This is a genomic window from Pseudomonas sp. AC463 (assembly GCF_979253585.1).
The window spans coordinates 225,091-250,633 of the sequence record NZ_CEEDDZ010000006.1 but is presented as its reverse complement, the minus strand read 5'-3'; the positions used below and the strand labels follow the sequence as shown (position 1 = coordinate 250,633).

At 61.7% G+C, this 25,543-nt stretch carries 29 protein-coding genes; 13 read left to right on the top strand and 16 right to left on the bottom strand.

Annotated features, from left to right (window positions below; genetic code table 11):
* A partial coding sequence (locus tag AC0IYH_RS09880) for an AlgP family protein (RefSeq protein WP_471834079.1) occupies window positions 1–659 on the bottom strand: 659 nt, incomplete at its 3' end.
* 192 nt (window positions 660–851) lie between these two features.
* On the opposite strand from AC0IYH_RS09880, the gene AC0IYH_RS09875 reads away from it, so the two are divergent.
* Window positions 852–1,529 carry an FKBP-type peptidyl-prolyl cis-trans isomerase gene (locus AC0IYH_RS09875; protein ID WP_471834077.1) on the top strand — a complete coding sequence of 226 codons (678 nt, stop codon included), beginning with the start codon at window positions 852–854 and terminating at the stop codon, window positions 1,527–1,529.
* A 53-nt stretch (window positions 1,530–1,582) separates the two neighbouring features.
* Here AC0IYH_RS09875 and rsd read toward each other — a convergent pair whose 3' ends face one another.
* The 7 genes from rsd to AC0IYH_RS09840 all read right to left on the bottom strand — a co-directional run bounded on the left by rsd (window position 1,583) and on the right by AC0IYH_RS09840 (window position 7,965).
* Entirely contained in the window at window positions 1,583–2,041 is a 459-nt protein-coding gene (gene rsd / locus AC0IYH_RS09870; RefSeq protein WP_471834075.1) for a sigma D regulator, read from the bottom strand.
* Between the two features lie 209 nt (window positions 2,042–2,250).
* Window positions 2,251–2,769, bottom strand: a complete 519-nt coding sequence (locus tag AC0IYH_RS09865) for a disulfide bond formation protein B (RefSeq protein ID WP_471834073.1) — start codon at window positions 2,767–2,769, stop codon at window positions 2,251–2,253.
* A gap of 224 nt (window positions 2,770–2,993) precedes the next feature.
* Window positions 2,994–4,235 (bottom strand): heme biosynthesis HemY N-terminal domain-containing protein, encoded by a 1,242-nt coding sequence (locus tag AC0IYH_RS09860; protein WP_471834071.1) that lies wholly within the window; start codon window positions 4,233–4,235, stop codon window positions 2,994–2,996.
* A 5-nt stretch (window positions 4,236–4,240) separates the two neighbouring features.
* Window positions 4,241–5,365, bottom strand: a complete 1,125-nt coding sequence (locus AC0IYH_RS09855; RefSeq protein WP_471834069.1) for a uroporphyrinogen-III C-methyltransferase — start codon at window positions 5,363–5,365, stop codon at window positions 4,241–4,243.
* A gap of 18 nt (window positions 5,366–5,383) precedes the next feature.
* A complete protein-coding gene (locus AC0IYH_RS09850) occupies window positions 5,384–6,142 on the bottom strand; it encodes a uroporphyrinogen-III synthase (protein WP_471834067.1) in 759 nt (252 codons plus the stop codon).
* Window positions 6,139–7,080, bottom strand: a complete 942-nt coding sequence (gene hemC, locus AC0IYH_RS09845) for a hydroxymethylbilane synthase (RefSeq protein ID WP_471834066.1) — start codon at window positions 7,078–7,080, stop codon at window positions 6,139–6,141. The genes AC0IYH_RS09850 and hemC overlap by 4 nt, the downstream gene beginning before the upstream one ends.
* Before the next feature lie 138 nt (window positions 7,081–7,218).
* On the bottom strand, window positions 7,219–7,965 hold the full coding sequence (locus AC0IYH_RS09840) for a LytR/AlgR family response regulator transcription factor (RefSeq protein ID WP_116626956.1): 747 nt from the start codon (window positions 7,963–7,965) through the stop codon (window positions 7,219–7,221).
* 505 nt (window positions 7,966–8,470) lie between these two features.
* Between AC0IYH_RS09840 and argH the strand changes: the two genes are divergently transcribed.
* Window positions 8,471–9,865 (top strand): argininosuccinate lyase, encoded by a 1,395-nt coding sequence (argH, locus tag AC0IYH_RS09835; RefSeq protein ID WP_471834064.1) that lies wholly within the window; start codon window positions 8,471–8,473, stop codon window positions 9,863–9,865.
* Window positions 9,866–9,964: 99 nt separating this feature from the next.
* Here argH and AC0IYH_RS09830 read toward each other — a convergent pair whose 3' ends face one another.
* A complete protein-coding gene (locus AC0IYH_RS09830; RefSeq protein WP_471834062.1) occupies window positions 9,965–10,624 on the bottom strand; it encodes a glutathione S-transferase family protein in 660 nt (219 codons plus the stop codon).
* Window positions 10,625–10,750: 126 nt separating this feature from the next.
* Here AC0IYH_RS09830 and AC0IYH_RS09825 point away from each other — a divergent pair, with 126 nt between their 5' ends.
* The 3 genes from AC0IYH_RS09825 to AC0IYH_RS09815 all read left to right on the top strand — a co-directional run bounded on the left by AC0IYH_RS09825 (window position 10,751) and on the right by AC0IYH_RS09815 (window position 14,394).
* A complete protein-coding gene (locus AC0IYH_RS09825; protein ID WP_471834060.1) occupies window positions 10,751–11,035 on the top strand; it encodes a hypothetical protein in 285 nt (94 codons plus the stop codon).
* Between the two features lie 95 nt (window positions 11,036–11,130).
* Window positions 11,131–11,385 carry a TIGR02647 family protein gene (locus AC0IYH_RS09820; RefSeq protein ID WP_010207442.1) on the top strand — a complete coding sequence of 85 codons (255 nt, stop codon included), beginning with the start codon at window positions 11,131–11,133 and terminating at the stop codon, window positions 11,383–11,385.
* 168 nt (window positions 11,386–11,553) lie between these two features.
* A complete protein-coding gene (locus AC0IYH_RS09815; RefSeq protein ID WP_471834058.1) occupies window positions 11,554–14,394 on the top strand; it encodes a class I adenylate cyclase in 2,841 nt (946 codons plus the stop codon).
* On the opposite strand, the gene rnk is transcribed toward AC0IYH_RS09815, so the two are convergent.
* The 3 genes from rnk to cyaY all read right to left on the bottom strand — a co-directional run bounded on the left by rnk (window position 14,391) and on the right by cyaY (window position 15,490).
* Entirely contained in the window at window positions 14,391–14,804 is a 414-nt protein-coding gene (gene rnk, locus AC0IYH_RS09810; RefSeq protein ID WP_116626961.1) for a nucleoside diphosphate kinase regulator, read from the bottom strand. The two genes, AC0IYH_RS09815 and rnk, sit on opposite strands and share 4 nt — an antisense overlap.
* A gap of 131 nt (window positions 14,805–14,935) precedes the next feature.
* Window positions 14,936–15,154: a DUF1289 domain-containing protein gene (locus AC0IYH_RS09805; protein WP_116626962.1), complete on the bottom strand. Its 219-nt coding sequence runs from the start codon at window positions 15,152–15,154 to the stop codon at window positions 14,936–14,938.
* Window positions 15,155–15,157: 3 nt separating this feature from the next.
* Entirely contained in the window at window positions 15,158–15,490 is a 333-nt protein-coding gene (gene cyaY, locus AC0IYH_RS09800) for an iron donor protein CyaY (RefSeq protein WP_116626963.1), read from the bottom strand.
* Window positions 15,491–15,728: 238 nt separating this feature from the next.
* Here cyaY and lptM point away from each other — a divergent pair, with 238 nt between their 5' ends.
* Genes lptM through AC0IYH_RS09770 form a run of 6 tightly spaced genes read left to right on the top strand, consistent with a single transcriptional unit; the run spans window position 15,729 to window position 20,311 of the window.
* Complete coding sequence (gene lptM, locus AC0IYH_RS09795; protein WP_017845169.1) at window positions 15,729–15,896, top strand: LPS translocon maturation chaperone LptM; 168 nt, start codon at window positions 15,729–15,731, stop codon at window positions 15,894–15,896.
* A gap of 9 nt (window positions 15,897–15,905) precedes the next feature.
* On the top strand, window positions 15,906–17,153 hold the full coding sequence (gene lysA, locus AC0IYH_RS09790) for a diaminopimelate decarboxylase (RefSeq protein ID WP_116626964.1): 1,248 nt from the start codon (window positions 15,906–15,908) through the stop codon (window positions 17,151–17,153).
* A 3-nt stretch (window positions 17,154–17,156) separates the two neighbouring features.
* Complete coding sequence (dapF, locus tag AC0IYH_RS09785) at window positions 17,157–17,987, top strand: diaminopimelate epimerase (RefSeq protein ID WP_116626965.1); 831 nt, start codon at window positions 17,157–17,159, stop codon at window positions 17,985–17,987.
* 13 nt (window positions 17,988–18,000) lie between these two features.
* The gene (locus tag AC0IYH_RS09780; protein ID WP_116626966.1) at window positions 18,001–18,717 is read left to right on the top strand and encodes a DUF484 family protein; all 717 of its coding nucleotides are present in this window, start codon (window positions 18,001–18,003) and stop codon (window positions 18,715–18,717) included.
* Window positions 18,718–18,719: 2 nt separating this feature from the next.
* Window positions 18,720–19,619: a tyrosine recombinase XerC gene (gene xerC, locus AC0IYH_RS09775; RefSeq protein ID WP_116626967.1), complete on the top strand. Its 900-nt coding sequence runs from the start codon at window positions 18,720–18,722 to the stop codon at window positions 19,617–19,619.
* Complete coding sequence (locus AC0IYH_RS09770; RefSeq protein ID WP_122774535.1) at window positions 19,616–20,311, top strand: HAD-IA family hydrolase; 696 nt, start codon at window positions 19,616–19,618, stop codon at window positions 20,309–20,311. Before xerC ends, AC0IYH_RS09770 begins: the two co-directional genes overlap by 4 nt.
* A gap of 99 nt (window positions 20,312–20,410) precedes the next feature.
* Here the strand turns inward: AC0IYH_RS09770 and sutA are convergent, their stop codons facing one another.
* The 4 genes from sutA to glnK all read right to left on the bottom strand — a co-directional run bounded on the left by sutA (window position 20,411) and on the right by glnK (window position 23,187).
* Window positions 20,411–20,737 carry a transcriptional regulator SutA gene (gene sutA / locus AC0IYH_RS09765; protein WP_016975879.1) on the bottom strand — a complete coding sequence of 109 codons (327 nt, stop codon included), beginning with the start codon at window positions 20,735–20,737 and terminating at the stop codon, window positions 20,411–20,413.
* Window positions 20,738–20,839: 102 nt separating this feature from the next.
* On the bottom strand, window positions 20,840–21,265 hold the full coding sequence (locus tag AC0IYH_RS09760) for a secondary thiamine-phosphate synthase enzyme YjbQ (RefSeq protein ID WP_471834055.1): 426 nt from the start codon (window positions 21,263–21,265) through the stop codon (window positions 20,840–20,842).
* 211 nt (window positions 21,266–21,476) lie between these two features.
* Window positions 21,477–22,814, bottom strand: coding sequence for an ammonium transporter (locus tag AC0IYH_RS09755; RefSeq protein ID WP_116626970.1), 1,338 nt, complete (start codon window positions 22,812–22,814; stop codon window positions 21,477–21,479).
* A 34-nt stretch (window positions 22,815–22,848) separates the two neighbouring features.
* Window positions 22,849–23,187 (bottom strand): P-II family nitrogen regulator, encoded by a 339-nt coding sequence (gene glnK / locus AC0IYH_RS09750; RefSeq protein WP_002555808.1) that lies wholly within the window; start codon window positions 23,185–23,187, stop codon window positions 22,849–22,851.
* Window positions 23,188–23,609: 422 nt separating this feature from the next.
* On the opposite strand from glnK, the gene AC0IYH_RS09745 reads away from it, so the two are divergent.
* Window positions 23,610–23,870, top strand: coding sequence for an accessory factor UbiK family protein (locus AC0IYH_RS09745; protein WP_116626971.1), 261 nt, complete (start codon window positions 23,610–23,612; stop codon window positions 23,868–23,870).
* Window positions 23,871–24,022: 152 nt separating this feature from the next.
* Entirely contained in the window at window positions 24,023–25,519 is a 1,497-nt protein-coding gene (locus AC0IYH_RS09740; RefSeq protein WP_471834053.1) for a YifB family Mg chelatase-like AAA ATPase, read from the top strand.
* Window positions 25,520–25,543 lie beyond the last annotated feature (24 nt).

The window sequence follows — 25,543 nt, the reverse complement described above, 5'->3', positions numbered from 1 at the left end:
TTGGCAGCAGCGGTTTTAGCAGCTGGCTTGGCGGCTGGTTTGGCAGCAGCGGTTTTAGCAGCTGGCTTGGCGGCTGGTTTGGCAGCAGCGGTTTTAGCAGCTGGCTTGGCGGCTGGCTTGGCAGCAGCGGTTTTAGCAGCTGGCTTGGCGGCTGGCTTGGCAGCGGCAGTTTTGGCAGCTGGTTTTGCAGCAGCAGTTTTCGCCGCTGGCTTGGCGGCCGCTTTAGCCGGTGCCTTCGCAGCAACAGCTTTTGCCGGAGTACGCGAGCCCAACACTTTGGCTACAGCTTCCTTCACACGACCAACGCCCTGGGCCAGTTTCAGGCTTTCTTGAGCATCTTTTTTGAGTTGGGAAATGTAGGCGCGGGTTTCAGCTTGGCGATCCTTGAGGGCGTCCAGCAGGTCCTCAAGTTCTTTGACAGCGTCTTTGGCTTTGGCTTGAGCCTTGGCCTTGCCGGCAGTGGCGGCGTCTTGCAGTTTGGTGCGGGATTTGTGCAGCTTTTCTTGCGCTTTACCGCGTTGCTTTTCCAGCTTGGCGAGCAGTTTTTCTGCATCAGCCAACGCTTGGGAACAGGCGCTTTCCAGATGTTCGAGCAAGCTGCCCGAAAGTTGTTGGAGTAAATGCAACGGGGTATTAACAGGCTTCTGTTTGGCCGACATGGTTTACCTCCTGGCTGACGTGGGTGCGGCTCATACTAGCCCTCTGCTCTTACCGCCGCTAGGGCATGTTGACAGTATCGTTTGCCTTGCGTTGCACCGTGCGAAAATTCTTATCGATATAACGAAAATACGCGGCACTTTTTACCCACTCACACTGGCATAATCCGTCGCACTTTCGGCGGGAGAATGCCCATGTCGCGTTACCTTTTTCTTGTCCTCGGGCTGGCAATTTCCGTGGCCCATGCGAGCGAGCAATCGCCGTCCAAAACCGTAGACCAGGACTCGCACGACCTCGCCTACAGCCTGGGCGCCAGCCTCGGTGAGCGCTTGCGCCAAGAGGTTCCCGACCTGCAGATCCAGGCGCTGGTCGACGGCCTCAAGCAAGCCTATCAAGGCAAACCGCTGGCGCTGGATAACGCGCGTATCGAACAGATTCTTGCCCAGCACGAAGCGCAGAGCCAAGCCGATGCGCAAGCACCTCAAAGCGAAAAAGCCCTCGCCGCTGAACAACAATTTTTAGCCAAGGAAAAAGCCGCCAAAGGCGTGCGCGAATTGGCCGATGGAATCCTGCTGACAGAACTCACACCCGGCAGCGGCACCAAGCCTGGAGCGAACGATCAGGTTGAAGTGAAATACATTGGGCGATTGCCCGACGGCACAGTCTTCGATCAGAGCCCGCAGCCCCAATGGTTTCGTCTGGACAGTGTGATCAGTGGCTGGAGCAGCGCATTGCAACAGATGCCGGTGGGCGCGAAGTGGCGCCTGGTGATTCCATCGGCTCAAGCGTATGGCGCAGACGGTGCCGGTGAGTTGATCCCGCCGTATACGCCGCTGGTGTTCGAGATCGAATTGCTCGGCACCCGCCACTAACCCAATAAAAAACGGTGCGTCATGCGCACCGTTTTTTGTATCGCCATCGAGGTTCAAGCCTGGGTTACAGGCTCTTCCTTGTGGGCGTTGTGCAGTACTTCGATCAGGCAGTCTTCCAGCTCGAAACGCTCATGGAGCAAACCACCCAACTCTTTGAATTTTTCTGCAACACATTGGCCGGCATCGCACAGGTCGTTAAACGCAACGAGCTTCGTTGTGATGGCTTCCAGGCGCGGATAAATAGTATCAGCGAGCTCCAACCCTCGATCATCACCAAAGGCTTTAGCTTCGTTGGTCAGTTGATCGTAGACGCCAAAGTGGCCTGCAGACACGTAGTCCATCAGCACACCGCAGAAGTCTTGTAACGGTTCGCGATTCTCAGCCAGTGCCTCGGGCTTGGCGCCGAGAGCATCAAAGGCCCGAACCAGTTCGTGACGTGCCTTCAACCAGCTGTCGATCAGCTTGTGCACCCCACCCCAGCGTTCCTGAGCATTCTGACAACTTTCCAGCATGATGATCTCTCTTCCCTATAGGGGCGCTGCCGCCGGGTGCCCGCACAACACTTAAAGGATAAAGCGGCAGCCGGACAAGGCCGCATCTGACAAAAGGTTTCACAAACGCGTGCGGGCCAGATTATGCCCGCATGACTATGGCTTCAAGGTACGCAGGAGAGAAAGTTCATACAAGTGTTTAATCCCGTCCTACAAATTGCGCCTGGGTTTTAATGCCCTGCGGGGCTCAAACGCTGGCGCAAAAACAGCCGTGAAAACTGCATGACGCCCAACACCAGCATCGCCACGAAGAACAGCAGGCTCCACTCGGGAAGGCTCAAGTCAAACAGTGTCCAGTTGATTTCCATGCAATCGACGGTGCCTTTGAAGGCCCATTGCAATGCCTGCCACAACGACAGGTTTTCGATCATGAGGTGCAGGTTGGGCAAGCAATCCGCTTGCTCCTGTGCGGCATTTTGTAGCAACACTTGGCGCACGGCGGTGATTGCCCCAAGCAGCGCGCAAGCCATGCTTGCCAGCCCATACAGGTAGATGGCCGAGCGCTTGGGGTTATGGAGGGCGCCGACCAGATTGATCAACATGAATGCAGCGAGAAAGGCTCGTTGCATCTGGCACAGAAAACACGGCCGCAACGACGCACCGAACTCCAGGTAAAAAGACGCGCCCAACGTCAGCGCTCCGGCCAGGAACGCGAGGAAAAAAAAGCTACGTGAAGGGGCAAAAGACATGCTGTATCCGCACCGCGAAGTATAGGTCGATACGGTAGAGGAAAGGCCTGGCCCGTTTCAATACGCGCCAGAGCAGACGATTCCGTGAGAGCGTAAGGATAACCCGTCAGAACGTGGAGGAATCAGAGCTGCCAAGCGTAGGAACACGCCTACAACCCCGCTGACGAGACATTGAAGGGCTGGCTAGCAGACATATCTGAGCCAACCCTTAACACCTTCCTACGTCAAACCCGCGCAGGAACAGGCAACGGCGAGGCCAGCAAACGGTTATCCAGCAAGCCCAGGCCCTCCTGGAACAGCTGATTGCTGCGCTCGGTATCGCCCAGCTGGGCCAACAGGCGTGCCAACTCGGCACATGCCTCGGGGTTACGCTGCACTTGCAGGCTGCTCTCGAGGTAGTCCCGCGCCTTGCCCCACAGGCTGTTTTGCAGACACAGGCGGCCCAGTGTCAGCAACAGGCTGGCATCGGCGGCATGGTCCTGGAGCCAACCTTCGGCAAACTTCAATTGTTTGGCCGGGTCACTGCCACGCAGCAGGCCGTAGAGACGAATCAGGTGGCTGTCGTAACCGCGCTTGATAGCGCCGCGCAGCGCTTCTTCAGCCTTGGCGTCGGCGCCCAGTTGGCGCAGTTGCTCGGCATAGGCAAGGACCAGTTGCGGCTCCTGGCGCTGGGCGGAGGTCAGTTGTTGCCAGGCCCGCTCAAGGGCCTGCAAGCCGGCTTCGCCCTGCTCTTCCCGCTGGGCCGCCAGGCTCAGATTCTCACCCCAGGCGCGGCGTTCAAGTTCGGCCAGCTCGGTGGCCGGCAGCACCTTGTCTTTGCGCAGTTCCGGCAGCAGGCGGATCACGGCGGACCAGTCGCCGCGCTGCTGATGCAGGCGCTGCAACTGGCGCAGCACCTGGGCGTTATGGGGATGACGCTCGTGCATCGCCTGCAAAGTGATCAACGCGCCGTCCGTGTCACCACGGTCCAGCTGCAATTGCGCATGGCTCAAGGCAACCGCCAGCTCTGCCTGGGGCTGACGCTCCAGGGCGCGTTCCAGCAGGCTGTCAGACTCTTCATAGCGCCCCTGCTCATTGGCCGCCCGCGCCGCACCGAGGTAGTACAGCAATGGTTGGCGCTCAGCTTCGGCGGCACGGTGCAGGTGACGTTCGGCACTGGCCCAGCGGCCCTCGGCGAGGTCCATCTGGCCCTGTTCGATGGCGATCTGCACGCGGCGGCTGCGGTTGCGGCGCGACCATGGGTTGACCACCCCACCGGAGGTGGTGACCAGCCCCAGCAGCACGCGGATCAGGTAGATCGCCAGGCCAACGGCAAACACCGCCACCACGGTCGCCCACAGGCTCGACTCGTAATGGAACACGTGCGGATAGGTAATCAGCACGTAGCCGGTGTGTTTGGAAATACCCACGCCCACTGCCAGGGCAATCGCAATCGCCAGCACCAGGATCACATAGAAACGCTTCATCGGTTCTACTCCTGCTTCGCCGGGGTGGCCGCAGGTGCGGCCAGCGCCTTGGCTTCATCGGCAGACAGATGACGACGCTCAAGGTAGGCCTGCACGGCCGCCAGGCTCGCGGCGAGGTCTGGCGTCACCACGGAGACAGCCTTGGGCTCAAGCTCGGCGATACGCGCCAGCATCGCCTTGCTTTGCGGGTTGTCCTGGTTGAAGTTGTCCTGCAGCACGCTGCGCGCCTCGCCAAGGGCGCGGCTGTACACCGCCGTCTCGCCATTGAGCGCCGCCCATTGGGCTTGCTCCAGGGCCAGGCTCAGGGCCAGGCGCACCTGGTTCAGGCCTTGGCCAGCCAGCAGCGGACGGATATTGTCATCCGGGTTGAAGTCGATACGGAAGTAGCGCGAAATCTGCTCCCACCACTGGCTCCAGCGGTTGTCCGTGTCAGTGCTCGGGCGCTCCTCGGACGTGGGTGCGGGAAGCTGGTATTCAGGCGCGATAGCCGCCAACTGTACGACCTGATCACGCAGGGCCGCCAACTGCAGGTACAGCCCGGTGCGGTCCGGCTGCTCGGTGCTGCGCAGCGCGGCAAGGCTCTTGGCCAATTGCTCGCGGGCGGCGTAGGAACCCGGGTCGCTCTGCTCGCGAAGAATTTCGTCGGCGCCCTGGACCAGCGCCTGGGCACTGTTGATATCTTGCAGGGCAGACAGTCGCAGGCTGGCCAGGCGGATCAGGTGCTCGGCCTCGGCCAAACGCCAATCCTGACGGCTGGCGCCCAGTACCGTTTCCAAACGCTGGCTCAAGCGCTGTTGATCACCCTGCAACTGGGCCACCAGGCGGCGGCGCTCCTCCAGCTCGTCTGCTCCGGGCAGTTGGCCCAGGCGCGCAGCCAGTTGCTGCTGGTTTTGCTTGAGCGATTGGGACTGGTCATCGAGGGTCTGCACCTGGCCCAGCTGTTGCTGGCTGCTGGCTTGCAGGGCACGGACCTGCCAGATCCCCCAACCGCCGGCGGCGACGCCGGCAGCACCGAGCAGCAGGGCGACGATTGCCAGGCCATTGCCACGGCGTGGCGCGGAGACCGGTGACTCAACCGGCGCATCAAGTGCGGGTTGGGTTTCATCTTTAGGCAAGGCTGTTTCGCTCACGTATCCGTCCTTTGCGTATCAGAGAGTGGGAACGGGATGACTCCGTAACGCCACTAACAAAGCCGCGGCACTCGCGCCGCGACAATCCACAACTTTTTCTGCGCCAGCCGCCCGCGCCATCTCATAGACTCGCGGGCTGGGCACGAACAACGGCAGCTGCGCTACCTGCGGCCAATCGACTCCAGCCAGGGCTTGCAAGTGCACAAAACCCTGCCCACTGCTGACCACCAGGCCGTTCAAGCGTTCCAACTGGATGCGCTGCGTCAGCACACCGGCGTCGTATGCCGGCAGGAGTCGGCGATACAACTCCAGATAATCGACACTAGCACCTTGCTCGCGCAAACGCTCAGCCAGCAGCTCACGACCACCCTCGCCCCGCAGGATCAGGACCCGGGCATCCGGGCGTGCGATAGCCTCGCGCAAGGCAGACAATTGAAGCAAAGCCTCGCTGTCGTCACCCGTCTGCGGATAGTGAACACGCAACCCACCATCGGCCAGCACTTGCGCAGTCGCTGCGCCGACACTGAACCACGGCAGCTGCGGCCAAACTTGATCCAATTCTTGCACGGCCAGGCGTGCAGCCGGTTTGCTCACCACAATCACCGCACAATAGCGGCCAAGGTCATGAAAGACCGCCTGCTGTTCGCGCGTGATGGGCAACGGTTCGATGTCCAGCAACGGCAAGCTGCTGCTGAAAATTCCCGCGTCGGACAATGCCGCCGCCACGGCCGCCGATTCCTCGGCGGGCCGCGTCAGCAGCACTCGCCAGTCGGTCACTGCGGGCCAGCCTCGCCATAGACCTTTTGCAGAATGGCGCCAGCGCCCTTGTCCAGCAGTTCTTCCGCTACCTGGATCCCCAGCGCCGTGGCGTCACGTTGCGGGCCACGCACTTGGGCGGTCAGCAAGGTGCCGCCATCCGGATCACCCACCAGCCCGCGCAGCCACAGGTTTTCACCCTCCAGCACGGCATAACAGGCGATCGGCACCTGGCAGCCACCGTTGAGGTGCTTGTTCAACGCACGCTCGGCGGTGACACGTACTTCGGTGTCGTGGTGGTCCAGGGGTTTGAGCAGGGCGTGGATTTCAGTGTCGACGGTGCGGCACTCAATGCCAACAGCGCCCTGCCCGCCAGCCGGCAGGCTGTCCTCGACGCTGATGGCCGAGGTGATGCGGTCTTCGAAGCCCAAACGGATCAGGCCGGCCGCCGCGAGGATGATCGCGTCATATTCACCGGCATCCAGCTTGGCGAGGCGGGTGTTGACGTTGCCGCGCAGAAAGCGGATCTGCAGGTCCGGGCGGCGGGTCAAGAGTTGCGCCTGGCGACGCAGGCTGGAGGTGCCGACGATGCTGCCCAATGGCAACTCATCCAGCGAAGCAAAGGTATTGGAAACGAAGGCATCGCGCGGGTCTTCGCGCTCGCAGATGCAAAACAGGCCCAAGCCTTCAGGGAAGTCCATTGGCACATCTTTCATCGAGTGCACGGCGATGTCGGCTTCGTTTTCCAGCAGCGCGGTTTCCAGCTCCTTGACGAACAGGCCCTTGCCGCCGATTTTCGACAGCGGTGAGTCCAGCAGTTTGTCGCCGCGACTGACCATAGGCACCAAGGTTACCGTGAGGCCCGGGTGAGCCTGCTCAAGGCGTGCTTTGACGTATTCGGCCTGCCACAAGGCCAGGGCGCTTTTACGGGTGGCGATGCGGATTTCGCGAGAGGACATGGATCAATCCGTACTGAATAGATACGGCAGATAATAACAGCTCAGGCAAATACGCTTTGATTTGAATCAGCAAGTGCGGGGCCTCCCTGGCCACGTCGCACCGGGATAAGTATTGCAGACCGCGCCGAAGCCCCTGGGCTAAAGCTGCTGCATCATCTTGCGCACGCCGGCGACATGGCGTCGGCTGACGATCAACGCATCGCCGTTGAGCCCCTTGAGGAACAACTGGAAGTGCCCCAGAGGCGTGCGTTGCAGACGCTCGATACGCTCGCGGGCAACCAACGCGTTGCGGTGGATACGCACGAAGCGATCGCCGAATTCATCCTCAAGGGCCTTGAGCGGCTCATCCAGCAGGACTTCGCCGGCTTCGTGGCGCAGGGTCACGTATTTGTGGTCGGCAATGAAGTAGACCACCTCGCCCAGCGGGATCAGCTCAATGCCTTTGCGCGTACGTGCGCTGATGTGGCTGCGCGGCCCGTTACCGCTTTGGGCGGCCGGCTGGGTCAAGGCAGCGAGTTGCACGCGGTTGGGTCGCTCGGCTTTTTTCAGGGCCTTGAGCAACGCTTCGCCAGCGACCGGCTTGGTGAGGAAGCTGACGCCGCTGGCTTCCAGCGTGTCGGCCGAAAACTCTTCCTGGGCCGCACACAGCACCACGGCCGGCGGCGATTCTCGCTCGCTCAGGCGGGCGGCAACTTGCAGGCCATCGAGGCCTGGCAGGCGGATATCGAGCAACACCACATCCGGCTTGAGGCTGTCGATCAGCGTCAACGCTTCTTCGCCCGTGGTGGCGCTCGGTTCAAGGACTGTATAACCCTCGAGCTCACTGACCAAACGGCTCAGTCGCTCGCGGGCTTGGGGTTCGTCATCAACGATCAGGACATTCATATTGCGCTGGATTCCTGCGTGAGTCTCGCACAAGGATAGCGTAGACAGGTGCGGTGACTTGCGTCACAGCGATCCACGCTAAGACTAGCGCGAGCGGCAAAAAGTGCCCTGGCAGCGGCACCCATATTTACCCGGACCTGTTCAATAGCGCCCAAGACCTGCTGCCTGCGGGCATCGTCGTAGGGTTTGCTGATACACAATCCGAATACCCCCCTGTTTAAATGGATAGTCTGGGCTATGACCGCATCACCCGACTTTGGTGCATTCACACACTATCAGTCCAACTGTAGACGTTCACCGAGATGGCATTGCTCAATCGTCAAATATCGTTTCAATAAACGCCTGCCTCCAGTCTCTTCCCGGACGCGTTCGGCGGCAAGGCACTTAGCCATCCTTTGCACAAATAAAAATGCCGACGACCCGCAGCACCGCCTCCGCGGGCAACCCTGTTATTATCGCCGGTAGACTTCCACGCCTTCTTACTTAGCAGATCACGAGCGAATCCATGAGCACCGACAAGACCAACCAGTCCTGGGGCGGCCGCTTCAGTGAACCCGTCGACGCCTTCGTCGCGCGCTTCACCGCCTCCGTCACCTTCGACCAGCGCCTGTACCGCCACGACATCATGGGCTCCATCGCCCACGCGACGATGCTGGCCAAGGTCGGCGTGCTGACCGACGCCGAACGCGACAGCATCATCGACGGCCTGACCACCATTCGTGGTGAGATCGAAGCCGGTTCGTTCGACTGGCGCGTCGACCTGGAAGACGTGCACATGAACATCGAGGCCCGCCTCACCGACCGCATCGGTGTGACCGGCAAGAAGCTGCACACCGGCCGTAGCCGTAACGACCAGGTGGCCACCGATATCCGCCTGTGGCTGCGCGATGAAATCGACCTGATCCTGGCCGAAATCACCCGCCTGCAAAAAGGTCTGCTGGAGCAGGCAGAGCGTGAGTCCGGCACCATCATGCCCGGCTTCACCCACCTGCAAACCGCACAACCCGTGACCTTCGGCCACCACTTGCTGGCCTGGTTCGAAATGCTCAGCCGCGACTACGAGCGCCTGGTGGATTGCCGCAAGCGCGCCAACCGCATGCCCCTGGGCAGCGCCGCGCTGGCGGGCACCACCTACCCGATCGACCGCGAGTACACCGCACAGCTGCTGGGTTTTGACGCCGTGGGCGGCAACTCCCTGGACGGCGTGTCGGACCGTGACTTCGCCATCGAATTCTGCGCCGCCGCCAGCATCGCGATGATGCACCTGTCGCGCTTCTCCGAAGAGCTGGTGCTGTGGACCAGCGCGCAATTCCAGTTCATCGACTTGCCCGACCGCTTCTGCACCGGCAGCTCGATCATGCCGCAAAAGAAAAACCCCGACGTGCCCGAGCTCGTGCGTGGCAAGAGCGGCCGCGTATTCGGCGCGCTGATGGGCTTGCTGACCCTGATGAAAGGCCAACCGTTGGCCTACAACAAGGACAATCAGGAAGACAAGGAACCGTTGTTCGACGCCGCAGACACACTGCGCGACTCGCTGCGCGCATTTGCCGACATGATCCCGGCGATCAAGCCCAAGCACGCGATCATGCGTGAAGCGGCCTTGCGCGGGTTCTCCACCGCGACCGACCTGGCGGACTACCTGGTGCGCCGTGGCCTGCCGTTCCGTGACTGCCACGAAATCGTCGGCCATGCCGTGAAATACGGCGTGGACACCGGCAAGGACCTCGCAGAGATGAGCCTGGAAGAGCTGCGTAAATTCAGCGACCAGATCGAACAGGACGTGTTCGCCGTGCTGACCCTGGAAGGCTCGGTGAATGCGCGTAACCACGTCGGCGGTACTGCGCCGGCGCAGGTGAAGGCTGCCGTCGTGCGCGGCCAGGCCTTACTGGCCAGCCGCTAAAAAATGTGGGAGGGGGCCTGCCCCCGATAGCGGTGGGCCAGCCAGCACATGTGTTGCCTTACACTCTGCTATCGGGGGCAAGCCCCCTCCCACATTTGGTTACTTTTTGGCCGCAATCATCGCCATAAAGGCTGGCAACGCCGCCTCGCGGTCTGCCGCCACTTTTTGAGCGTTGGGCATGGCATGCAATCTTTCCAGCAACGCTTTGGCCTTCGGCAGTTCAGCCAGCAAATCCAGGCCAAACAGCTTCTCGCCCACCGCACAGGCGAGGTTCACGCTGTACATGAAATACAGATCCGCAATCGTAAAGCTCTCCCCCGCCACATACGGCGCAAACTTGCCGTGCCGGCCCAGTGACCCGACCCCCAGCAGCAACTCGGCCTTGGACTTTTCCTTGATCGCCTCCGGCACCGCCATGCCGAAAAACGCTTCGGCGAAACACGCACGAGCAGGCAATTCGATGTACAGCTCGATTTCCCTGCACAGCGCCAGCACCTGGGCGCGCTGGAACGGCTCGGCCGGCAGCAGCGCGGGGCCTTCCTGGGTTTGCTCGATGTATTCGAGAATCACGCTGGTTTCGTTGATAAACCCCTGCTTCACCCCCAGCACCGGCACCTTGCCGCGCGGGCTCACGGCCAGGGCTTCGGGGGTTTGCCCGGCGTAAAAAGGCACCTCTTCGAACGGCAATCCTTTCTCCAGCAGCGCCAGCTTGACCATGTTGTAGTAGTTGCTGACCGAAAATCCGTAGAGCTTGAGCATTGCGGTTGCCTCCAGGCCGGGAATGGGGTTGGCTGCAAGGGTTATAGCTGCCGGGGCCTGGCCTTGCCAGCAGCATCACCTGCCTGAATGGGGGTAGACTGGCGCCCTTTCCTTGAGGAGCCTGCCATGAGCGAGCCGACCGATATTGATAACGACGAAGAAGAATTCACCGAAAGCACGCTGATCCAGGCCATCGAAAACCAGATCGAAAGCGACAATCCGCCAGCAGCCAAAGCCACTTTCAACAAGCTGACCCTGGTGGGCTACGAGCGCGAAGAGATCCTCAATCTCATGGCCCATGTGCTGGCCTACGAGATCGACGCGATGCTCGACGACGACCGCGCTTTCGATACCGAATGGTATGAAACCGCACTGCGTGCGCTGCCTGAACTGCCGCCCGAAAAGGAATAATCCTGGCGCGCAGCAACACGCTGGACAGTTCGGCAAAGTGCGTTCACCTTATGGCCTGCTAGCCTCTAATAAATTTTAGAAAGTCTGGAGTCCTTATGTCGTATACCCCTGAGTTGGTTGCCGAACTGGAAATCCTTGTACTCTTCCCCCTGGACAGCACCAAAGAAGGTCTGAAAGTCCACCAGACCGCTGCTCCCACGGCCATCGCCGCTGCCAAGCGCCTGCATGCCAAAGGGCTGATCGACCAGCCGGACGGAGGCTACCTGACCAGCCTGGGCCGGGATGCCGCCGAACAAGCGCAAACCCTGCTGACCATCTTGACCACTGCCACCACCAAAGAAGCCGCCTGATACCGGATACCGCCCATGGAGTCCGCCCCACTGCGGATTCCGAGGGCGTTGCCGTGGCGGACACAAAATTCTGGCGTCAAAACCATTTGCCGCTAAACCTCCTACGCTACTGGCTGTAAACTCCGATACGGCCGCCCACGTCGGGCTCTGCGAGCCAACGAATTCGACATGACCCGCACCCATGAAATCCGCCCCGACCTGGACGAAGGCATCGACCGCAAGGTTCTGGCCCAGCTGCGCGCGCGATTCATGGCCCTCAATGAGGGCCGCATGGCCCGGGCCGTCGAGGGGCTGACGCCACGCCAGCAAAGTGTGCTGACCCTGTTGCCGCTGTTTTTCCACGTCAACCATCCGCTGCTGCCGGGCTACGTGTCGGGCAGCACGCCGGCGGGCCTGTCGAATTTCGAACCCGATGCCCAGGCCCTCACCGAAGCCCAGCGCCTGACCCGCTCGTTTTCCTACAAACCGCGCCATGGCAACCCGCCGCGACCGATCCACGGCCTGTTCCTGATGGGCAGCCTCGGCACGCTGGCCCAGGCCGACCAGAGCGATATGGACGTGTGGGTCTGCCACGCACCGGACCTGAGCGACAACGAACTGGCCGAACTGCGCAAGAAATGCCAACTGCTGGAAACCTGGGCCCTGAGCATGGGCGCCGAGGCGCACTTCTTCCTGATCGACCCGACACGCTTTGTACTCGGCGAGCGCGACACCCAGCTCAGCTCCGACGACTGCGGCACCACCCAGCATTACCTGCTGCTGGACGAGTTCTACCGCACCGCCATCTGGCTGGCCGGGCGCACGCCGATCTGGTGGCTGGTGCCGGTGTACGAGGAAACCCGTTATGCCGAATTCACTCACACACTGATCTCCAAGCGCTTTATCCGCGCCGACGAAACCCTCGACCTCGGCCACCTGGCGCGCATCCCCCCGGGCGAATTCATCGGCGCCGGGTTATGGCAGTTGTTCAAAGGCATTGAGTCGCCATACAAGTCGGTGCTCAAGCTGCTGCTGACCGAGGTCTACGCCAGCGAGCACCCGAACGTGCACTGCCTGAGCCTGCGCTTCAAGCGCGCAGTGTTTGCCAACCACATGGACCTGGACGAGCTGGACCCGTACATGGTGGTCTACCGCCGCATCGAGGAACACCTCAAGGCCCGCAACGAGCCGGAACGCCTGGAACTGGTGCGGCGCGCGCTGTACCTGAAGGTCAACCGCAAGCTCACCGCCGGCCAGCGCACTACCAGCTGGCAGCGCCTGCTGCTGGAACGCCTGGCCCATGAATGGGGCTGGGACCAGCGCCAACTGACGCTGCTGGACAGCCGCAGCCAATGGAAAGTGCGCCAGGTTGCCTCCGAGCGCCGCGCGCTGGTCAACGAGCTCAATTACAGCTACCGCTTCCTCACCCAGTTCGCCCGCACCGAACAGACCGTGAGCCTGATCAACAAGCGCGACCTCAATGTGCTCGGCCGGCGCCTGTATGCGGCTTTTGAACGCAAGGCCGGCAAGGTCGAGTTCATCAACCCGGGCATTGCCCCGGACCTCGCCGAAGACACCCTGACCCTGGTGCAATCACCCAACCGCAAGGAGCCCGGCCAGCACCATTGGGGCCTGTACAACGGCAACCTCACGGCGCTGGAATGGGAGCATTTCGCGCCGATCAAGCGCAGCCGCGACCTGCTGGAAATGCTCACCTGGTGCCACCGCAACGGCGTGATCGACAGCAGCACGCGCCTGGCCCTGCACCCCGGCACCAGCGACATGACCGAATTCGAGCTGTTCAACCTGCTCGGCAGCCTGCAACAGACCGTCGCCCTGCCCCTGGCCAGCGTCGATGAAGAACGCCTGCTGCGCTCGGCGGTGCCCGAGGAGGTGTTGCTGCTGATCAACGTCGGCGTCGACCCGCTCAAGCACCACCGCGACCTGAATATCCTGATGACCACCGAGCGCACCGACTCGCTGAGTTACGCCGGCGTGCGCGACAACCTGGTGCTGACCCTGGACCAGGTCACGCTCAACAGCTGGAACGAGGTGATGGTCAGCCGCTACGACGGCCCGCATGCGCTGCTCGACTGCCTGCGCGACTACCTCAACCAGTTGCCGGCGGATCACCTGCCACGGCTGCGGGTACGTTGCTTCTGTCACAACCGTGCGCAATTCATTGCCCAGCGCGTAGAAGAAATCTTCGATACGGCGCAGAACCTGTTGCTGGGTCAGGGCAACCATCGCTACCTGCTGCAGGTACAACAGCACTATCACGTGATGGAGCTGGTGCCGGGCCAGGCCACCCACGTGTCACTGGCGACCCAGGACGCACTGGTGGCCTATCTCAGTGAAGAACTCGCCAGCTACAGCCCGCTGCACCTTGATTCGATGGCCCTGGAAGACCACGACCTGGCGCTGTTGCTGCCCATGGGCCAGGCCGATTGCGTGCAGGTGTTCTACCGCGTCAATGAAGGCTTCGCCGAGCTGTACGTGCTGGATGAGTTCAACGCCCTCTGGCAACAGCGCCTGCCGTTCCATGACGAACAGAGCCTGTTGGCGCCATTGCAGCGCTTTTTGCAGTCGATCATCTATCGCCGGGATGCGTTGTCGCCGCTGGACCCGCAAGAGCCGCTGGGCGCGGTACAGGTCCTGTATTACCAGCTATTGCCGTCGGGCGGCGGCCGCGCGCGCGGCATCGAGCCGCGACCCGCCCCGCTGAACCCGGCGAACAAGCCCTTTTATGACGTGCAGGCGATTATCGGCAAGGCCGCACCAGGCCAGGTGGGCATTACCCTGTACTGCAATCAGCGGGAGTTTTCCGAACTGGAATTTGGCGACCAGCTGTTCGCAGTGGTCGCCCAGGAAATCGTCGGGCAACGCCGGGAGACCGAACGTTACCGCTGCTACATCACCGACCTGGACCTGTCGGGGCTGCTCGGTGATGTGCAAAGCCCGAGCAACCTGTACCTGCGCTACAAGGCCGAGCTGGAGCTGTCGCTCAACGCGGCGCTAAGCCAGATTTAGAGCGGGAAGGCGCCGCCGTCTTTTGGCTGGCCTTCAACACTCAGCAATTCAAGCTTGAGGGTCTTGCCGCCGGGCGCCGGCCAGTCGATATGCTGGCCAACCTGCAGGCCGAGCAAGGCGCTGCCCACCGGCGCCAGGATCGATATTTTGCCGGCATCGGCGTTGGCGTCTTTCGGGTAAACCAGGGTCAGGTGGTAGTCCTTGCCACTGCCTTGCTCACGGCAGTGCACGCTGGAGTTCATGGTCACGACACCCGCAGGCACTTCATCGTGGCCAACCACGTCTTCGGCGCGGTCGAGTTCGGCTTGCAACGCTTCGACACCGGGAGTCTCGTCGCCCAAGCGGTCGATCAGTTGCTCCAGACGCTGCACGTCAAGGCGGGTGAGGATGATGGACGGTGCGGTGGTCATGATTCAGGCAGACTCCTTTTTTCTGCACAAAAAAGCAAAACCCCGCCAGAAAAAGGCGGGGTTCTCACGGGCCTCGATGAGTTGAGGCGTACCCGGACACTACCACAGCGTCACAAATAAACAAGACGACCTCAGGCGCTCGCCCTGCGCTGCTCGGCCTGGGCGCAGATCACGCGGCGCCGGGCATCGTCGGCAGAGCGCCATTCACGGATGTCTTCGACGTGGCGAAAGCAGCCGAGGCAGACTTTTTGCTCGTCCAGGCGACACAAACTGATACAAGGTGACGGCACCGCCGGGCTGACATTACTGAACAGCGGCTTGGGCGGGCGTACAGGTGCAGGCTGGGTCACGGCTCAGATCTCGTCGAAGTCCAGCTCGACGCCGGCTTGTTCCTGAACCAGGCGCGCGAGGATTTCACCCAACAGCTCTTCGCTCTTGTCGCACTGCCATTTGCCGCTTTCTTCGTCGAAATCGAAGTGAATGCCACCGGAACGCGCCGCCAGCCAAAGTTGGCGCAACGGTTCCTGGCGACTGAAGATCAATTGAGTGCCGTTCTCAAACTTGACAGTCAGCACGCCGGCCGAGTTTTCCAGGTCCACATCCAGGCCGCTGTCGTCGAAAATATCTTCCAGCGCCTGCTGGGTCGAATCCACCAGGTCGTGAAAACGGGCTTCGGTCAAACTCATTGTGGCAACCTCAAAAGTGTCTGGTTTTGCTCAAGCGCCGCACGATACGGGCGAGCCCCGCCGATTGCAAAGGATACTGATTTCATCACGACTGACGGAATGAAATATCCCCGAATAGCGTAGGACGTTTCTTGACCATGTCGGCAAACCCCCGCCGGACGGGTATTTCAGCGCATAGGCAAGCTGGCGGGTGGTCGGTATACTCGGGCGCAATTAATGCATATTCAAGGATTTCGCCATGAAGCGCCTGATCTCGTCCCTTGCTGCGCTCGTCGCGGTTGCCTGCCTCGTTAGTGCCTGTGGTCAAAAAGGCCCGCTGTACCTGCCCGATGACAGCAAAGACCCGAATGAACAGGCGCAATCGTCGCAAAAGCCAGCCAAAGCGCATAAGCACGACACCTACTAAGGGAACCCCATGGACGCTTTTAACTACCGGGGCGGCGAGCTGTTCGCGGAAGGCGTGGCGTTGTCCGCGATTGCCCAGCGCTTTGGTACCCCGACCTACGTGTACTCCCGTGCGCATATCGAAGCCCAGTACCGTTCCTTCACCGACCCGCTGAACGGCGTACCGCACCTGGTGTGCTACGCGGTCAAGGCCAACTCCAACCTGGGTGTACTGAATGTCCTGGCGCGGCTGGGCGCCGGTTTCGACATCGTTTCCCGTGGCGAGCTGGAACGCGTACTGGCCGCTGGCGGCACGGCTGACAAGATCGTGTTCTCCGGCGTCGGCAAGAGCCGCGAAGACATGCGCCGCGCCCTCGAAGTGGGCGTGCATTGCTTCAACGTCGAATCCACCGACGAGCTGGAGCGCCTGCAAGTCGTGGCCGCCGAGATGGGCGTTCGCGCGCCGATCTCCCTGCGCGTCAACCCGGACGTCGACGCCGGCACCCACCCGTACATCTCCACCGGTCTCAAAGAGAACAAGTTCGGCATTGCCATTGCCGACGCCGAAGACGTGTACATCCGCGCCGCCCAACTGCCGAACCTGGAAGTGCTGGGCGTGGACTGCCATATCGGCTCGCAACTGACCACCCTGCCGCCGTTCCTGGACGCCCTCGACCGCCTGCTGGCACTGGTCGACCGCCTCGGCGAATGCGGCATCTACCTGCACCACATCGACCTCGGTGGCGGCGTGGGCGTGCGTTATCGCGATGAAAACCCACCACTGATCGCCGATTACATTCAGGCCGTGCGCGAGCGCACCGAAGGCCGCGGCCTGACCCTGATGTTCGAGCCAGGTCGCTACATCGTCGCCAATGCCAGCGTGCTGCTGACCCAGGTCGAGTACCTCAAGCACACCGAGCACAAGGATTTCGCCATCGTCGACGCGGCGATGAACGACCTGATCCGCCCGGCGCTGTACCAGGCCTGGATGAATGTCACCGCCGTGACGCCTCGCAACAGCGAAGCGCGCACCTATGACATCGTCGGCCCGATCTGCGAGACCGGCGACTTCCTGGCCAAGGAGCGTCAGCTGGCCCTGGAAGAAGGCGACCTGCTGGCCGTGCATTCGGCCGGTGCCTACGGGTTTGTCATGAGTTCCAACTACAACACCCGCGGCCGTGCCGCCGAGGTGCTGGTGGACGGTGATCAAGCGTTTGAAGTGCGTCGCCGCGAGACGGTAGCCGAGTTGTATGCTGGCGAAAGCCTGCTGCCGGAGTAAGCCATGCTGCTGCGTTTTACCAAGATGCACGGGCTGGGCAATGACTTCATGGTCCTCGACCTGGTCAGCCAGCACGCGCACATCCTGCCCAAGCACGCCAAACAGTGGGGCGACCGGCACACCGGCATCGGTTTTGACCAATTGCTGCTGGTGGAAGCGCCAAGCAACCCGGAGGTGGATTTCCGTTACCGGATCTTCAACTCCGACGGTTCCGAAGTGGAACAGTGCGGCAACGGCGCGCGCTGCTTCGCGCGCTTTGTGCTGGACAAACGCCTGACCGCCAAGCGTCAGATCCGCGTCGAAACCAAGAGCGGCGTGATCGAACTGGATATCCGCAGCGACGGCCAGATCAGCGTCAACATGGGCGCGCCACGCCTGGTGCCGGCGGATATTCCGTTCCAGGCCACCGAGCAGGCCGCCAGCTACGCGCTGGACGTGGATGGCCAGTCGGTGGATATCGCCGCCGTGTCCATGGGCAACCCCCATGCGGTGCTGCGGGTGACTGACATCAACAACGCGCCCGTGCATGAGTTGGGGCCGAAAATCGAACACCACCCGCGCTTTCCGGCACGGGTCAACGTGGGTTTCCTGCAGGTGATCGACCGTTCCCGCGCGCAACTGCGCGTGTGGGAACGCGGCGCCGGCGAAACCCAGGCCTGCGGCACCGGTGCTTGCGCCGCTGCCGTGGCCGCGATCAGCCAGGGGTGGATGGATTCGCCGCTGCTGATCGACCTGCCCGGTGGACGCCTGTCCATCGAATGGGCAGGCCCTGGCCACCCGGTGCTGATGACCGGGCCGGCCTCGCGTGTATACGAAGGACAGGTCCGTCTATGAGTGAGCCAAGCTAATGACCGATAAGCCTCAAGTACCCGCCCAAGCAACCCCAAGCGAAAGTCTGGAGGCCGCTGCTGTCGCGGCGTACCTTGAGGCTAACCCGGACTTCTTCGTCGAACACGAAGAACTGCTGCCCGCCCTGCGCATCCCCCACCAGCGCGGCGATACCGTGTCGCTGGTGGAGCGCCAGATGAAAATCCTGCGCGAGCGCAACATCGAAATGCGCCATCGTCTCTCACAGCTGATGGACGTGGCCCGCGACAACGACCGCCTGTTCGACAAGACCCGCCGCCTGATTCTTACATTGATGGACGCCACCAGCCTGGAAGAAACGGTGATCGCCGTGGAAGACAGCCTGCGCGAGGATTTCCAGGTGCCCTTTGTGAGCCTGATCCTGTTCAGCGACAACCCGATGCCGGTGGGGCGCTGGGTCAGCGGCAGCGACGCACAAACCGCCATCGGCGGCCTGCTCTCCGAAGGCAAGACCATCAGCGGCACCTTGCGCGAGCATGAGCTGGACTTCCTGTTTGGCATCGAGCAGCGCAAGCAGATCGGCTCCACCGCCGTGGTCGCCCTCAGCTACCAAGGCCTGCACGGCGTACTGGCCATTGCCAGCCGCGACCCTGCGCACTACAAAAGCTCGGTGGGCACATTGTTCCTGACCTACATCGCCGAAGTGCTGGGCCGCGTACTGCCGCGCTTCACCACCGCCCTGCGCGCGGTGCGCTAGCCATGGAACGGCAACTGGACGCTTACTGCGCTCACCTGCGCAACGAGCGCCAGGTGTCGCCCCATACCCTGGAAGCCTACCGACGAGACTTGAACAAGGTCCTGGCGTACTGCGAAAAACACCAGATCAGCAGCTGGAAGGCCCTGGATATCCAGAGCCTGCGCAGCCTGGTCGCGCGCCTGCACCAGGCGGGGCAGTCCTCGCGCAGCCTGTCACGCCTGCTGTCGGCGGTGCGCGGCCTCTACCATTATCTGAACCGCGAAGGCCTGTGCGATCACGACCCGGCCAATGGCCTGGCCCCGCCCAAGGGCGAGCGGCGCCTGCCCAAGACCCTCGACACCGATCGCGCCCTGCAACTGCTGGATGGCGCCGTGGAGGATGATTTTCTCGCCCATCGCGACCAGGCGATCCTCGAACTGTTCTATTCCTCTGGCCTGCGCCTGTCGGAGCTGACCGGCCTGAACCTGGACCAACTGGACCTCGCCGACGGCCTGGTGCAAGTGCTCGGCAAGGGCAGCAAGACTCGCGTGCTGCCGGTGGGCCGCAAAGCGCGGGAAGCCCTGCAGCTTTGGCTGCCGCTGCGCCTGCTGACCAACCCGGTCGACGACGCCGTGTTTGTCAGCCAGCAAGGCCGACGCCTGGGCCCACGGGCGATCCAGGTACGGGTCAAGGCTGCCGGCGAGCGCGAGCTGGGGCAGAACCTGCACCCGCATATGCTGCGCCACTCCTTTGCCAGCCATATGCTCGAATCCTCCCAGGACCTGCGCGCGGTGCAGGAACTGCTCGGCCACTCCGACATCAAGACCACGCAGATCTATACCCATCTGGACTTCCAACACCTGGCAACGGTGTATGACAGCGCCCATCCACGGGCCAAACGCATCAAGGGCGGCGACTCATGAGTATCAAGCTGATCACCTTCGACCTGGACGACACACTCTGGGACAACGTACCCGTCATCATCAGCGCCGAAGCGTCGATGCGCGAATGGCTGGCGGTTAATGCGTCCAAGGTGGGCGACTTACCTTTGGAACACTTCGCCAGCCTGCGCCAGCAAGTGTTGCAGCGCCATCCGGAACTCAAGCATCGCATCAGCGTATTGCGCCACCGCGTGCTGATGCATGCCTTTGAAGAGGCGGGTTATCCACAGCCAGAAGCCACGGAAATGGCCGATGTGTGCTTCGAGGCGTTCATTCACGCGCGGCACCAGATCAGCGTGTTCCCGGAAGCCGAGCCGATGCTCCAGGCTTTGCGCCAGCACTTTTTGCTGGGGGTCATCACCAATGGCAACGCCGACGTGCAGCGCGTGGGGCTGGCGGATTACTTCCACTTTGCCCTGCGGGCCGAAGACATCGGTATCGCCAAGCCGGATGCACGATTGTTTCAAGAGGCGCTGCAGCGTGGCGGCGTGGACGCCGGTGCGGCGGTGCATGTTGGCGATCACCCGGGCGATGACATTGCCGGCGCACAGCAGGCGGGGCTGCGGGCGGTGTGGTTTAACCCGACGGGCAAGGGTTGGGAGGGGGACAAGCATCCAGATGCGCAGATTCGCAGCCTGACGGAGTTGCCTGAGTTGCTCCGCAGCTGGCAGTAACACTTTAGCCCCCTCCCACATTTGCATCTCCACAAAACTCACAGGCATGAAAAAGCCCGCAGCGACGGCGGGCTTTTTCCTACAAGCAGGTGGCTGACCTCAGATAGGTCGGCTGCCGTACTTGTTATCCGGCTTCTTCGGTGGATCTGCCACCACGTTGGCCTCGACTTCCTGCACTTTGCCGCCTTTAGCGAGGAACTCTTCCATCGCACGGGCCAGCGCATCGCGCTCTTTGTTCTTGGCTTCAACGCTCGGCAGCTCGTCTACCGACACAGCGGCCTTGGCCTTGCCTTTGGCAGCCGGAGCAGGCGCATCATCGCCACCGTCGTCGTCAGCCACGTCTTCCGCCGCCGCTTCGAGGCCTTCTTCGGTGTCGTCTTCGTCACCTACTTCCAGTTCGTCGTTTTCCAGATCATCGTCGCTCATGTTCTACCTCATGACTTGCGAAAAGCAGATTAGTTATAGCCCAGCTTCACCCTCTGTCGAGGTCGCTGGAAAAAAATCAACGTCCACAGGATTTCCCGTGGCTTATGCCCCATCACCGTGCAAGGTGGCGAGGACTTTACGAGCACCGCCATGATCACGGTGCTCGCCCAGATAAACACCTTGCCAGGTCCCTATCGCCAAGCGGCCGGCCTTCACCGGCAAACTCAGCTGGCAGCCCAGGAGACTGGCCTTGAAGTGCGCCGGCAGATCATCCGGATCCTCGTCGTTATGCTCGAATCCGGCGTGGCCTTGCGGCACCAGCGAATTGAAGAAACGCTCGAAGTCACGACGAACCGCCGGGTCGGCATTCTCGTTGACGGTCAACGAGGCCGAGGTGTGCTGCAGCCACAGGTGCAACAGGCCCACGCGACAGGCCTTCAACTCAGGCAAGCCGGCCAGCAACTCGTCGGTCACCAGGTGAAAGCCCCGGGGCTTGGCCCGCAGGGTAATCAGGGTCTGTTGCCACATACAGTTCTCCGCCCATCGGCGCGCATTCTAGCGCGCTTAGGGAAAAAACAAAGTGCCGAATACGCCTACATGCCTGTAAGACATTCGCATGCCTGAAAGTGCCGTGTGCGGCCGAACACAAACTTGCTGCAAAAACCGTTACAGCCTCTTACGACTGACAAACAACAGACAAAAAAATGCCCGGCAAGCCGGGCATCTTTTTTACGCGTACTTACAAGTTGTAGCCGCGTTCGTTGTGTTGCGCCAAGTCGAGGCCAACAGCCTCTTCTTCCTCGGTAACCCGCAGGCCCATGACCATGTCCAGCACCTTGAGGATGATGAAGGTCACGATAGCCGTGTAGATCACGGTGAAGCCAACGCCTTTGCACTGGATCCAGACCTGCGCCGCGATGTCAGTCACAGTGCCAAAGCCGCCCAGTGCCGGGGCTGCAAACACACCGGTGAGGATCGCACCGACGATACCGCCGATACCGTGCACGCCGAATGCGTCCAGGGAGTCGTCATAGCCCAGCTTGCGCTTGAGGCTGGTGGCGCAGAAGAAGCAGACCACACCAGCGACCAGGCCGATCACCAGGGCGCCCATCGGGCCAACAGTGCCGGCAGCCGGGGTAACGGCGACCAGGCCAGCCACCACACCCGAGGCAATGCCCAGCGCGCTTGGCTTACCGTGAGTGATCCACTCGGCGAACATCCAGCCCAGCGCCGCAGCAGCGGTAGCGATCTGGGTAACCAGCATCGCCATACCGGCAGTGCCGTTGGCGGCAGCTGCGGAACCGGCGTTGAAACCAAACCAGCCGATCCACAGCATTGCCGCGCCCACCAGGGTGTAACCCAGGTTGTGCGGTGCCATCGGAGTGGTCGGGAAGCCTTTGCGCTTGCCGAGCACGATGCACGCCACCAGGCCTGCCACACCGGCGTTGATGTGCACCACGGTGCCGCCGGCGAAGTCCAGCACGCCCCAGTCCCACATCAGGCCACCGTTGCCGCTCCAGACCATGTGCGCGATCGGCGCATAGACCAGGGTGAACCAGATGCCCATGAAGATCAGCATCGCGGAGAACTTCATACGCTCAGCGAAGGCACCAACGATCAGCGCCGGGGTGATGATGGCGAAGGTCATCTGGAAGGTGATGAACACCGCTTCCGGGAACAGCGCCGCAGGCCCGGTGATGCTGGCCGGGGTGACACCCGCCAGGAACGCCTTGCCCATGCCGCCGAAGAAGGAGTTGAAGTTGACGACACCCTGTTCCATACCGGTGGTATCGAACGCGATGCTGTAGCCGTAGACGACCCACAGGATGCTGATCAAGCCAGTGATGGCGAAGCACTGCATCATCACCGACAGAATATTTTTGGAGCGGACCATGCCGCCGTAGAACAGCGCCAGGCCGGGGATGGTCATGAACAGCACCAGTGCGGTGGCGGTCAGCATCCAGGCGGTGTCGCCGGAATTGAGGACTGGAGCAGCCACTTCGTCTGCCGCCATGGCCAGGCTTGGCATTACGATGGACAACAGGGCTCCGAGCCCTGCGAATTTACGCAGAGTCATATTGTTTTCTCCTGGGGCGTTGGGGTTTGGCGGCTTAGATTGCGTCGGTATCGGTTTCGCCGGTACGGATGCGAATAGCCTGTTCCAGATTGACCACGAAGATCTTGCCGTCACCGATCTTGCCGGTGTTGGCGGCCTTGGTTATCGCCTCGATAACCCGATCAAGATCCTTGTCGTCAATGGCGACATCAATCTTCACCTTCGGCAGGAAATCGACTACGTATTCCGCGCCGCGATACAGCTCGGTGTGACCCTTCTGCCGACCGAAGCCTTTGACCTCAGTAACGGTAATGCCCTGCACGCCGATTTCGGACAACGACTCGCGTACATCGTCCAACTTGAACGGCTTGATGATGGCAGTGACTAGCTTCATGAAAACTCTCTCCCGAATTGGTGGACTTGCCCCAGGAAAACAAACCCGTCTCAAGTCTAAGCGCAGTGCCTGGCTTTGTAACGCATCGTCGCAGGGCAGTTGCCCTTACGACGCCAGCGAACCACTGGTGACGAAACCTGTACCCCTGATCCGTCGGCGCACTGCATTCGTCACAGCGACTGCATCAGTGCATGGGTCATGATCGTCTAAGCAGAAACCTTGCCAGCTCCGTTAAAATCACTGAAATCAGTCCTTTGCCCACTTATGCCCACCTGCGGGGCGGGTTGGCGGCCGCAATGCGCACAATAACAGTGCGCTGCCGCCCGGCCATATGCGCGAAAAGCGTGCGCACAGGGCCGTGAAAAAGACTATAGACGCTGCGTGATACACTGCCCGCCAACAGTTTTTCCGGAATGTTTCCCATGCTCGCGCCCAAAGACCTCCTCGACGCCCTGAGCGGCCACGCCTCTCGCCTGTTCAGCGGCGACACCCCGCTGCCCCGCAATGAAATCGAAAGCCAGTTCAAGGCGCTGCTGCAAAGTGGCTTCAGCAAACTCGACCTGGTGAGCCGCGAAGAGTTTGATAGCCAGATGGTGGTACTGGCCCGCACGCGTGCGCGGCTGGAGAGCCTGGAGGCCAAAGTCGCAGAGCTGGAAGCGCGGCTGACGCCTGCGGCTGAATAAACTCGGTCAATGTGGGAGGGGCTTGCCCCCTCCCACATTTGTTTTGCATTGCTCCACGGATACGTTCTGTAAAACCTCCCCCGCCTCGCTCCTCCCCACCTCGTCTACCCTTGAAAAACCGCAGGAAGCGGCCCTCCACTCAAGGAACGAGCATGTCCCTCGCCATCGTCCACAGCCGCGCCCAAATCGGCGTCGAAGCGCCTGCCGTAACCGTCGAAGTGCATATGGCCAATGGTCTGCCGTCCCTGACGCTGGTGGGCCTGCCGGAAACCGCCGTCAAGGAAAGCAAGGACCGCGTGCGCAGTGCCATTCTCAACTCCGCGCTGCAATACCCCTCGCGCCGCATCACCCTCAACCTCGCGCCCGCCGACCTGCCCAAGGACGGCGGGCGTTTTGATCTGGCGATTGCCCTGGGGATCCTCGCGGCGAGCGTGCAGGTGCCGGCGTTGATGCTCGACGACGTGGAATGCCTGGGGGAATTGGCCTTGTCCGGCGCAGTGCGCGCAGTCAAAGGCGTGTTGCCGGCGGCGTTGGCGGCACGCAAGGCGGGACGCACCGTGATAGTGCCCAGGGCGAATGCGGAGGAAGCGTGCCTGGCCTCGGGCTTGAAGGTGATTGCGGTGGATCACTTGCTGCAGGTCGTGGCCCACTTGAATGGGCACGTACCGATTGAACCCTACAAGTCCGACGGCTTGCTGTACTTGAACAAACCCTACCCGGACCTGAGTGAAGTGCAGGGCCAGCTCGCCGCCAAGCGCGCCCTGCTGATCGCCGCCGCAGGCGCGCATAACCTGTTGTTCAGCGGCCCACCCGGCACCGGCAAGACCTTGCTCGCCAGCCGCCTGCCTGGGTTACTGCCGCCGTTGAGCGAGCAGGAAGCCCTGGAAGTCGCCGCGATTCAATCGGTAGTCAGCCTGGCGCCGTTGAGCCATTGGCCCCATCGTCCGTTTCGCCAGCCGCACCACTCGGCCTCGGGCCCGGCGCTGGTGGGTGGCGGCTCAAAGCCACAACCGGGGGAAATCACCCTGGCCCACCACGGGGTGCTGTTTCTGGATGAATTGCCGGAGTTTGATCGCAAGGTGCTGGAGGTGCTGCGCGAGCCGCTGGAGTCAGGCCATATCGTGATTTCCCGCGCGCGCGATCGCGTGAGTTTCCCCGCGCGTTTTCAGCTGGTGGCGGCAATGAACCCTTGCCCGTGCGGCTATCTGGGCGAACCCAGCGGGCGTTGTCGCTGCACGCCGGAACAGATCCAGCGCTATCGCAACAAGCTGTCGGGCCCGTTGCTGGATCGGATCGACCTGCACCTTACCGTGGCGCGGGAAACCACTGCGCTGAATCCTGCCCAGGACGCCGGCGATAACACCGCGACGGCCTCGGCGCAGGTTGCCCAAGCCCGTGAGCATCAGCAAAGGCGCCAGGGTTGCGCCAATGCCTTTCTTGACCTGCCGGGGCTGCGCAAGCACTGCAAGCTGGCGAAGGCCGATGAAGGCTGGCTGGAAAGCGCCTGCGAGCGGCTGACATTGTCGCTAAGGGCGGCACATCGGCTGCTCAAAGTGGCGCGTACGTTGGCTGATCTGGATCAGGTGGACAGCATCAGCCGCGACCACCTGAAAGAGGCCCTGCAATACCGGCCAGCCGCAATCACTTAAGCCTGATGCAGAACCAAATGTGCC

Bases quoted from the DNA above. Each gene is read 5' to 3' on its own strand.
- AC0IYH_RS09875 (WP_471834077.1), top strand. From the start codon at position 852: ATGTCGCGTTACCTTTTTCTTGTCCTCGGGCTGGCAATTTCCGTGGCC.
- rsd (WP_471834075.1), bottom strand. From the start codon at position 2,041: ATGCTGGAAAGTTGTCAGAATGCTCAGGAACGCTGGGGTGGGGTGCAC.
- AC0IYH_RS09865 (WP_471834073.1), bottom strand. From the start codon at position 2,769: ATGTCTTTTGCCCCTTCACGTAGCTTTTTTTTCCTCGCGTTCCTGGCC.
- AC0IYH_RS09860 (WP_471834071.1), bottom strand. From the start codon at position 4,235: ATGAAGCGTTTCTATGTGATCCTGGTGCTGGCGATTGCGATTGCCCTG.
- hemC (WP_471834066.1), bottom strand. From the start codon at position 7,080: ATGTCCTCTCGCGAAATCCGCATCGCCACCCGTAAAAGCGCCCTGGCC.
- AC0IYH_RS09840 (WP_116626956.1), bottom strand. From the start codon at position 7,965: ATGAATGTCCTGATCGTTGATGACGAACCCCAAGCCCGCGAGCGACTG.
- argH (WP_471834064.1), top strand. From the start codon at position 8,471: ATGAGCACCGACAAGACCAACCAGTCCTGGGGCGGCCGCTTCAGTGAA.
- AC0IYH_RS09830 (WP_471834062.1), bottom strand. From the start codon at position 10,624: ATGCTCAAGCTCTACGGATTTTCGGTCAGCAACTACTACAACATGGTC.
- AC0IYH_RS09825 (WP_471834060.1), top strand. From the start codon at position 10,751: ATGAGCGAGCCGACCGATATTGATAACGACGAAGAAGAATTCACCGAA.
- AC0IYH_RS09820 (WP_010207442.1), top strand. From the start codon at position 11,131: ATGTCGTATACCCCTGAGTTGGTTGCCGAACTGGAAATCCTTGTACTC.
- AC0IYH_RS09815 (WP_471834058.1), top strand. From the start codon at position 11,554: ATGACCCGCACCCATGAAATCCGCCCCGACCTGGACGAAGGCATCGAC.
- rnk (WP_116626961.1), bottom strand. From the start codon at position 14,804: ATGACCACCGCACCGTCCATCATCCTCACCCGCCTTGACGTGCAGCGT.
- cyaY (WP_116626963.1), bottom strand. From the start codon at position 15,490: ATGAGTTTGACCGAAGCCCGTTTTCACGACCTGGTGGATTCGACCCAG.
- lptM (WP_017845169.1), top strand. From the start codon at position 15,729: ATGAAGCGCCTGATCTCGTCCCTTGCTGCGCTCGTCGCGGTTGCCTGC.
- lysA (WP_116626964.1), top strand. From the start codon at position 15,906: ATGGACGCTTTTAACTACCGGGGCGGCGAGCTGTTCGCGGAAGGCGTG.
- dapF (WP_116626965.1), top strand. From the start codon at position 17,157: ATGCTGCTGCGTTTTACCAAGATGCACGGGCTGGGCAATGACTTCATG.
- AC0IYH_RS09780 (WP_116626966.1), top strand. From the start codon at position 18,001: ATGACCGATAAGCCTCAAGTACCCGCCCAAGCAACCCCAAGCGAAAGT.
- xerC (WP_116626967.1), top strand. From the start codon at position 18,720: ATGGAACGGCAACTGGACGCTTACTGCGCTCACCTGCGCAACGAGCGC.
- AC0IYH_RS09770 (WP_122774535.1), top strand. From the start codon at position 19,616: ATGAGTATCAAGCTGATCACCTTCGACCTGGACGACACACTCTGGGAC.
- sutA (WP_016975879.1), bottom strand. From the start codon at position 20,737: ATGAGCGACGATGATCTGGAAAACGACGAACTGGAAGTAGGTGACGAA.
- AC0IYH_RS09760 (WP_471834055.1), bottom strand. From the start codon at position 21,265: ATGTGGCAACAGACCCTGATTACCCTGCGGGCCAAGCCCCGGGGCTTT.
- AC0IYH_RS09755 (WP_116626970.1), bottom strand. From the start codon at position 22,814: ATGACTCTGCGTAAATTCGCAGGGCTCGGAGCCCTGTTGTCCATCGTA.
- glnK (WP_002555808.1), bottom strand. From the start codon at position 23,187: ATGAAGCTAGTCACTGCCATCATCAAGCCGTTCAAGTTGGACGATGTA.
- AC0IYH_RS09745 (WP_116626971.1), top strand. From the start codon at position 23,610: ATGCTCGCGCCCAAAGACCTCCTCGACGCCCTGAGCGGCCACGCCTCT.
- AC0IYH_RS09740 (WP_471834053.1), top strand. From the start codon at position 24,023: ATGTCCCTCGCCATCGTCCACAGCCGCGCCCAAATCGGCGTCGAAGCG.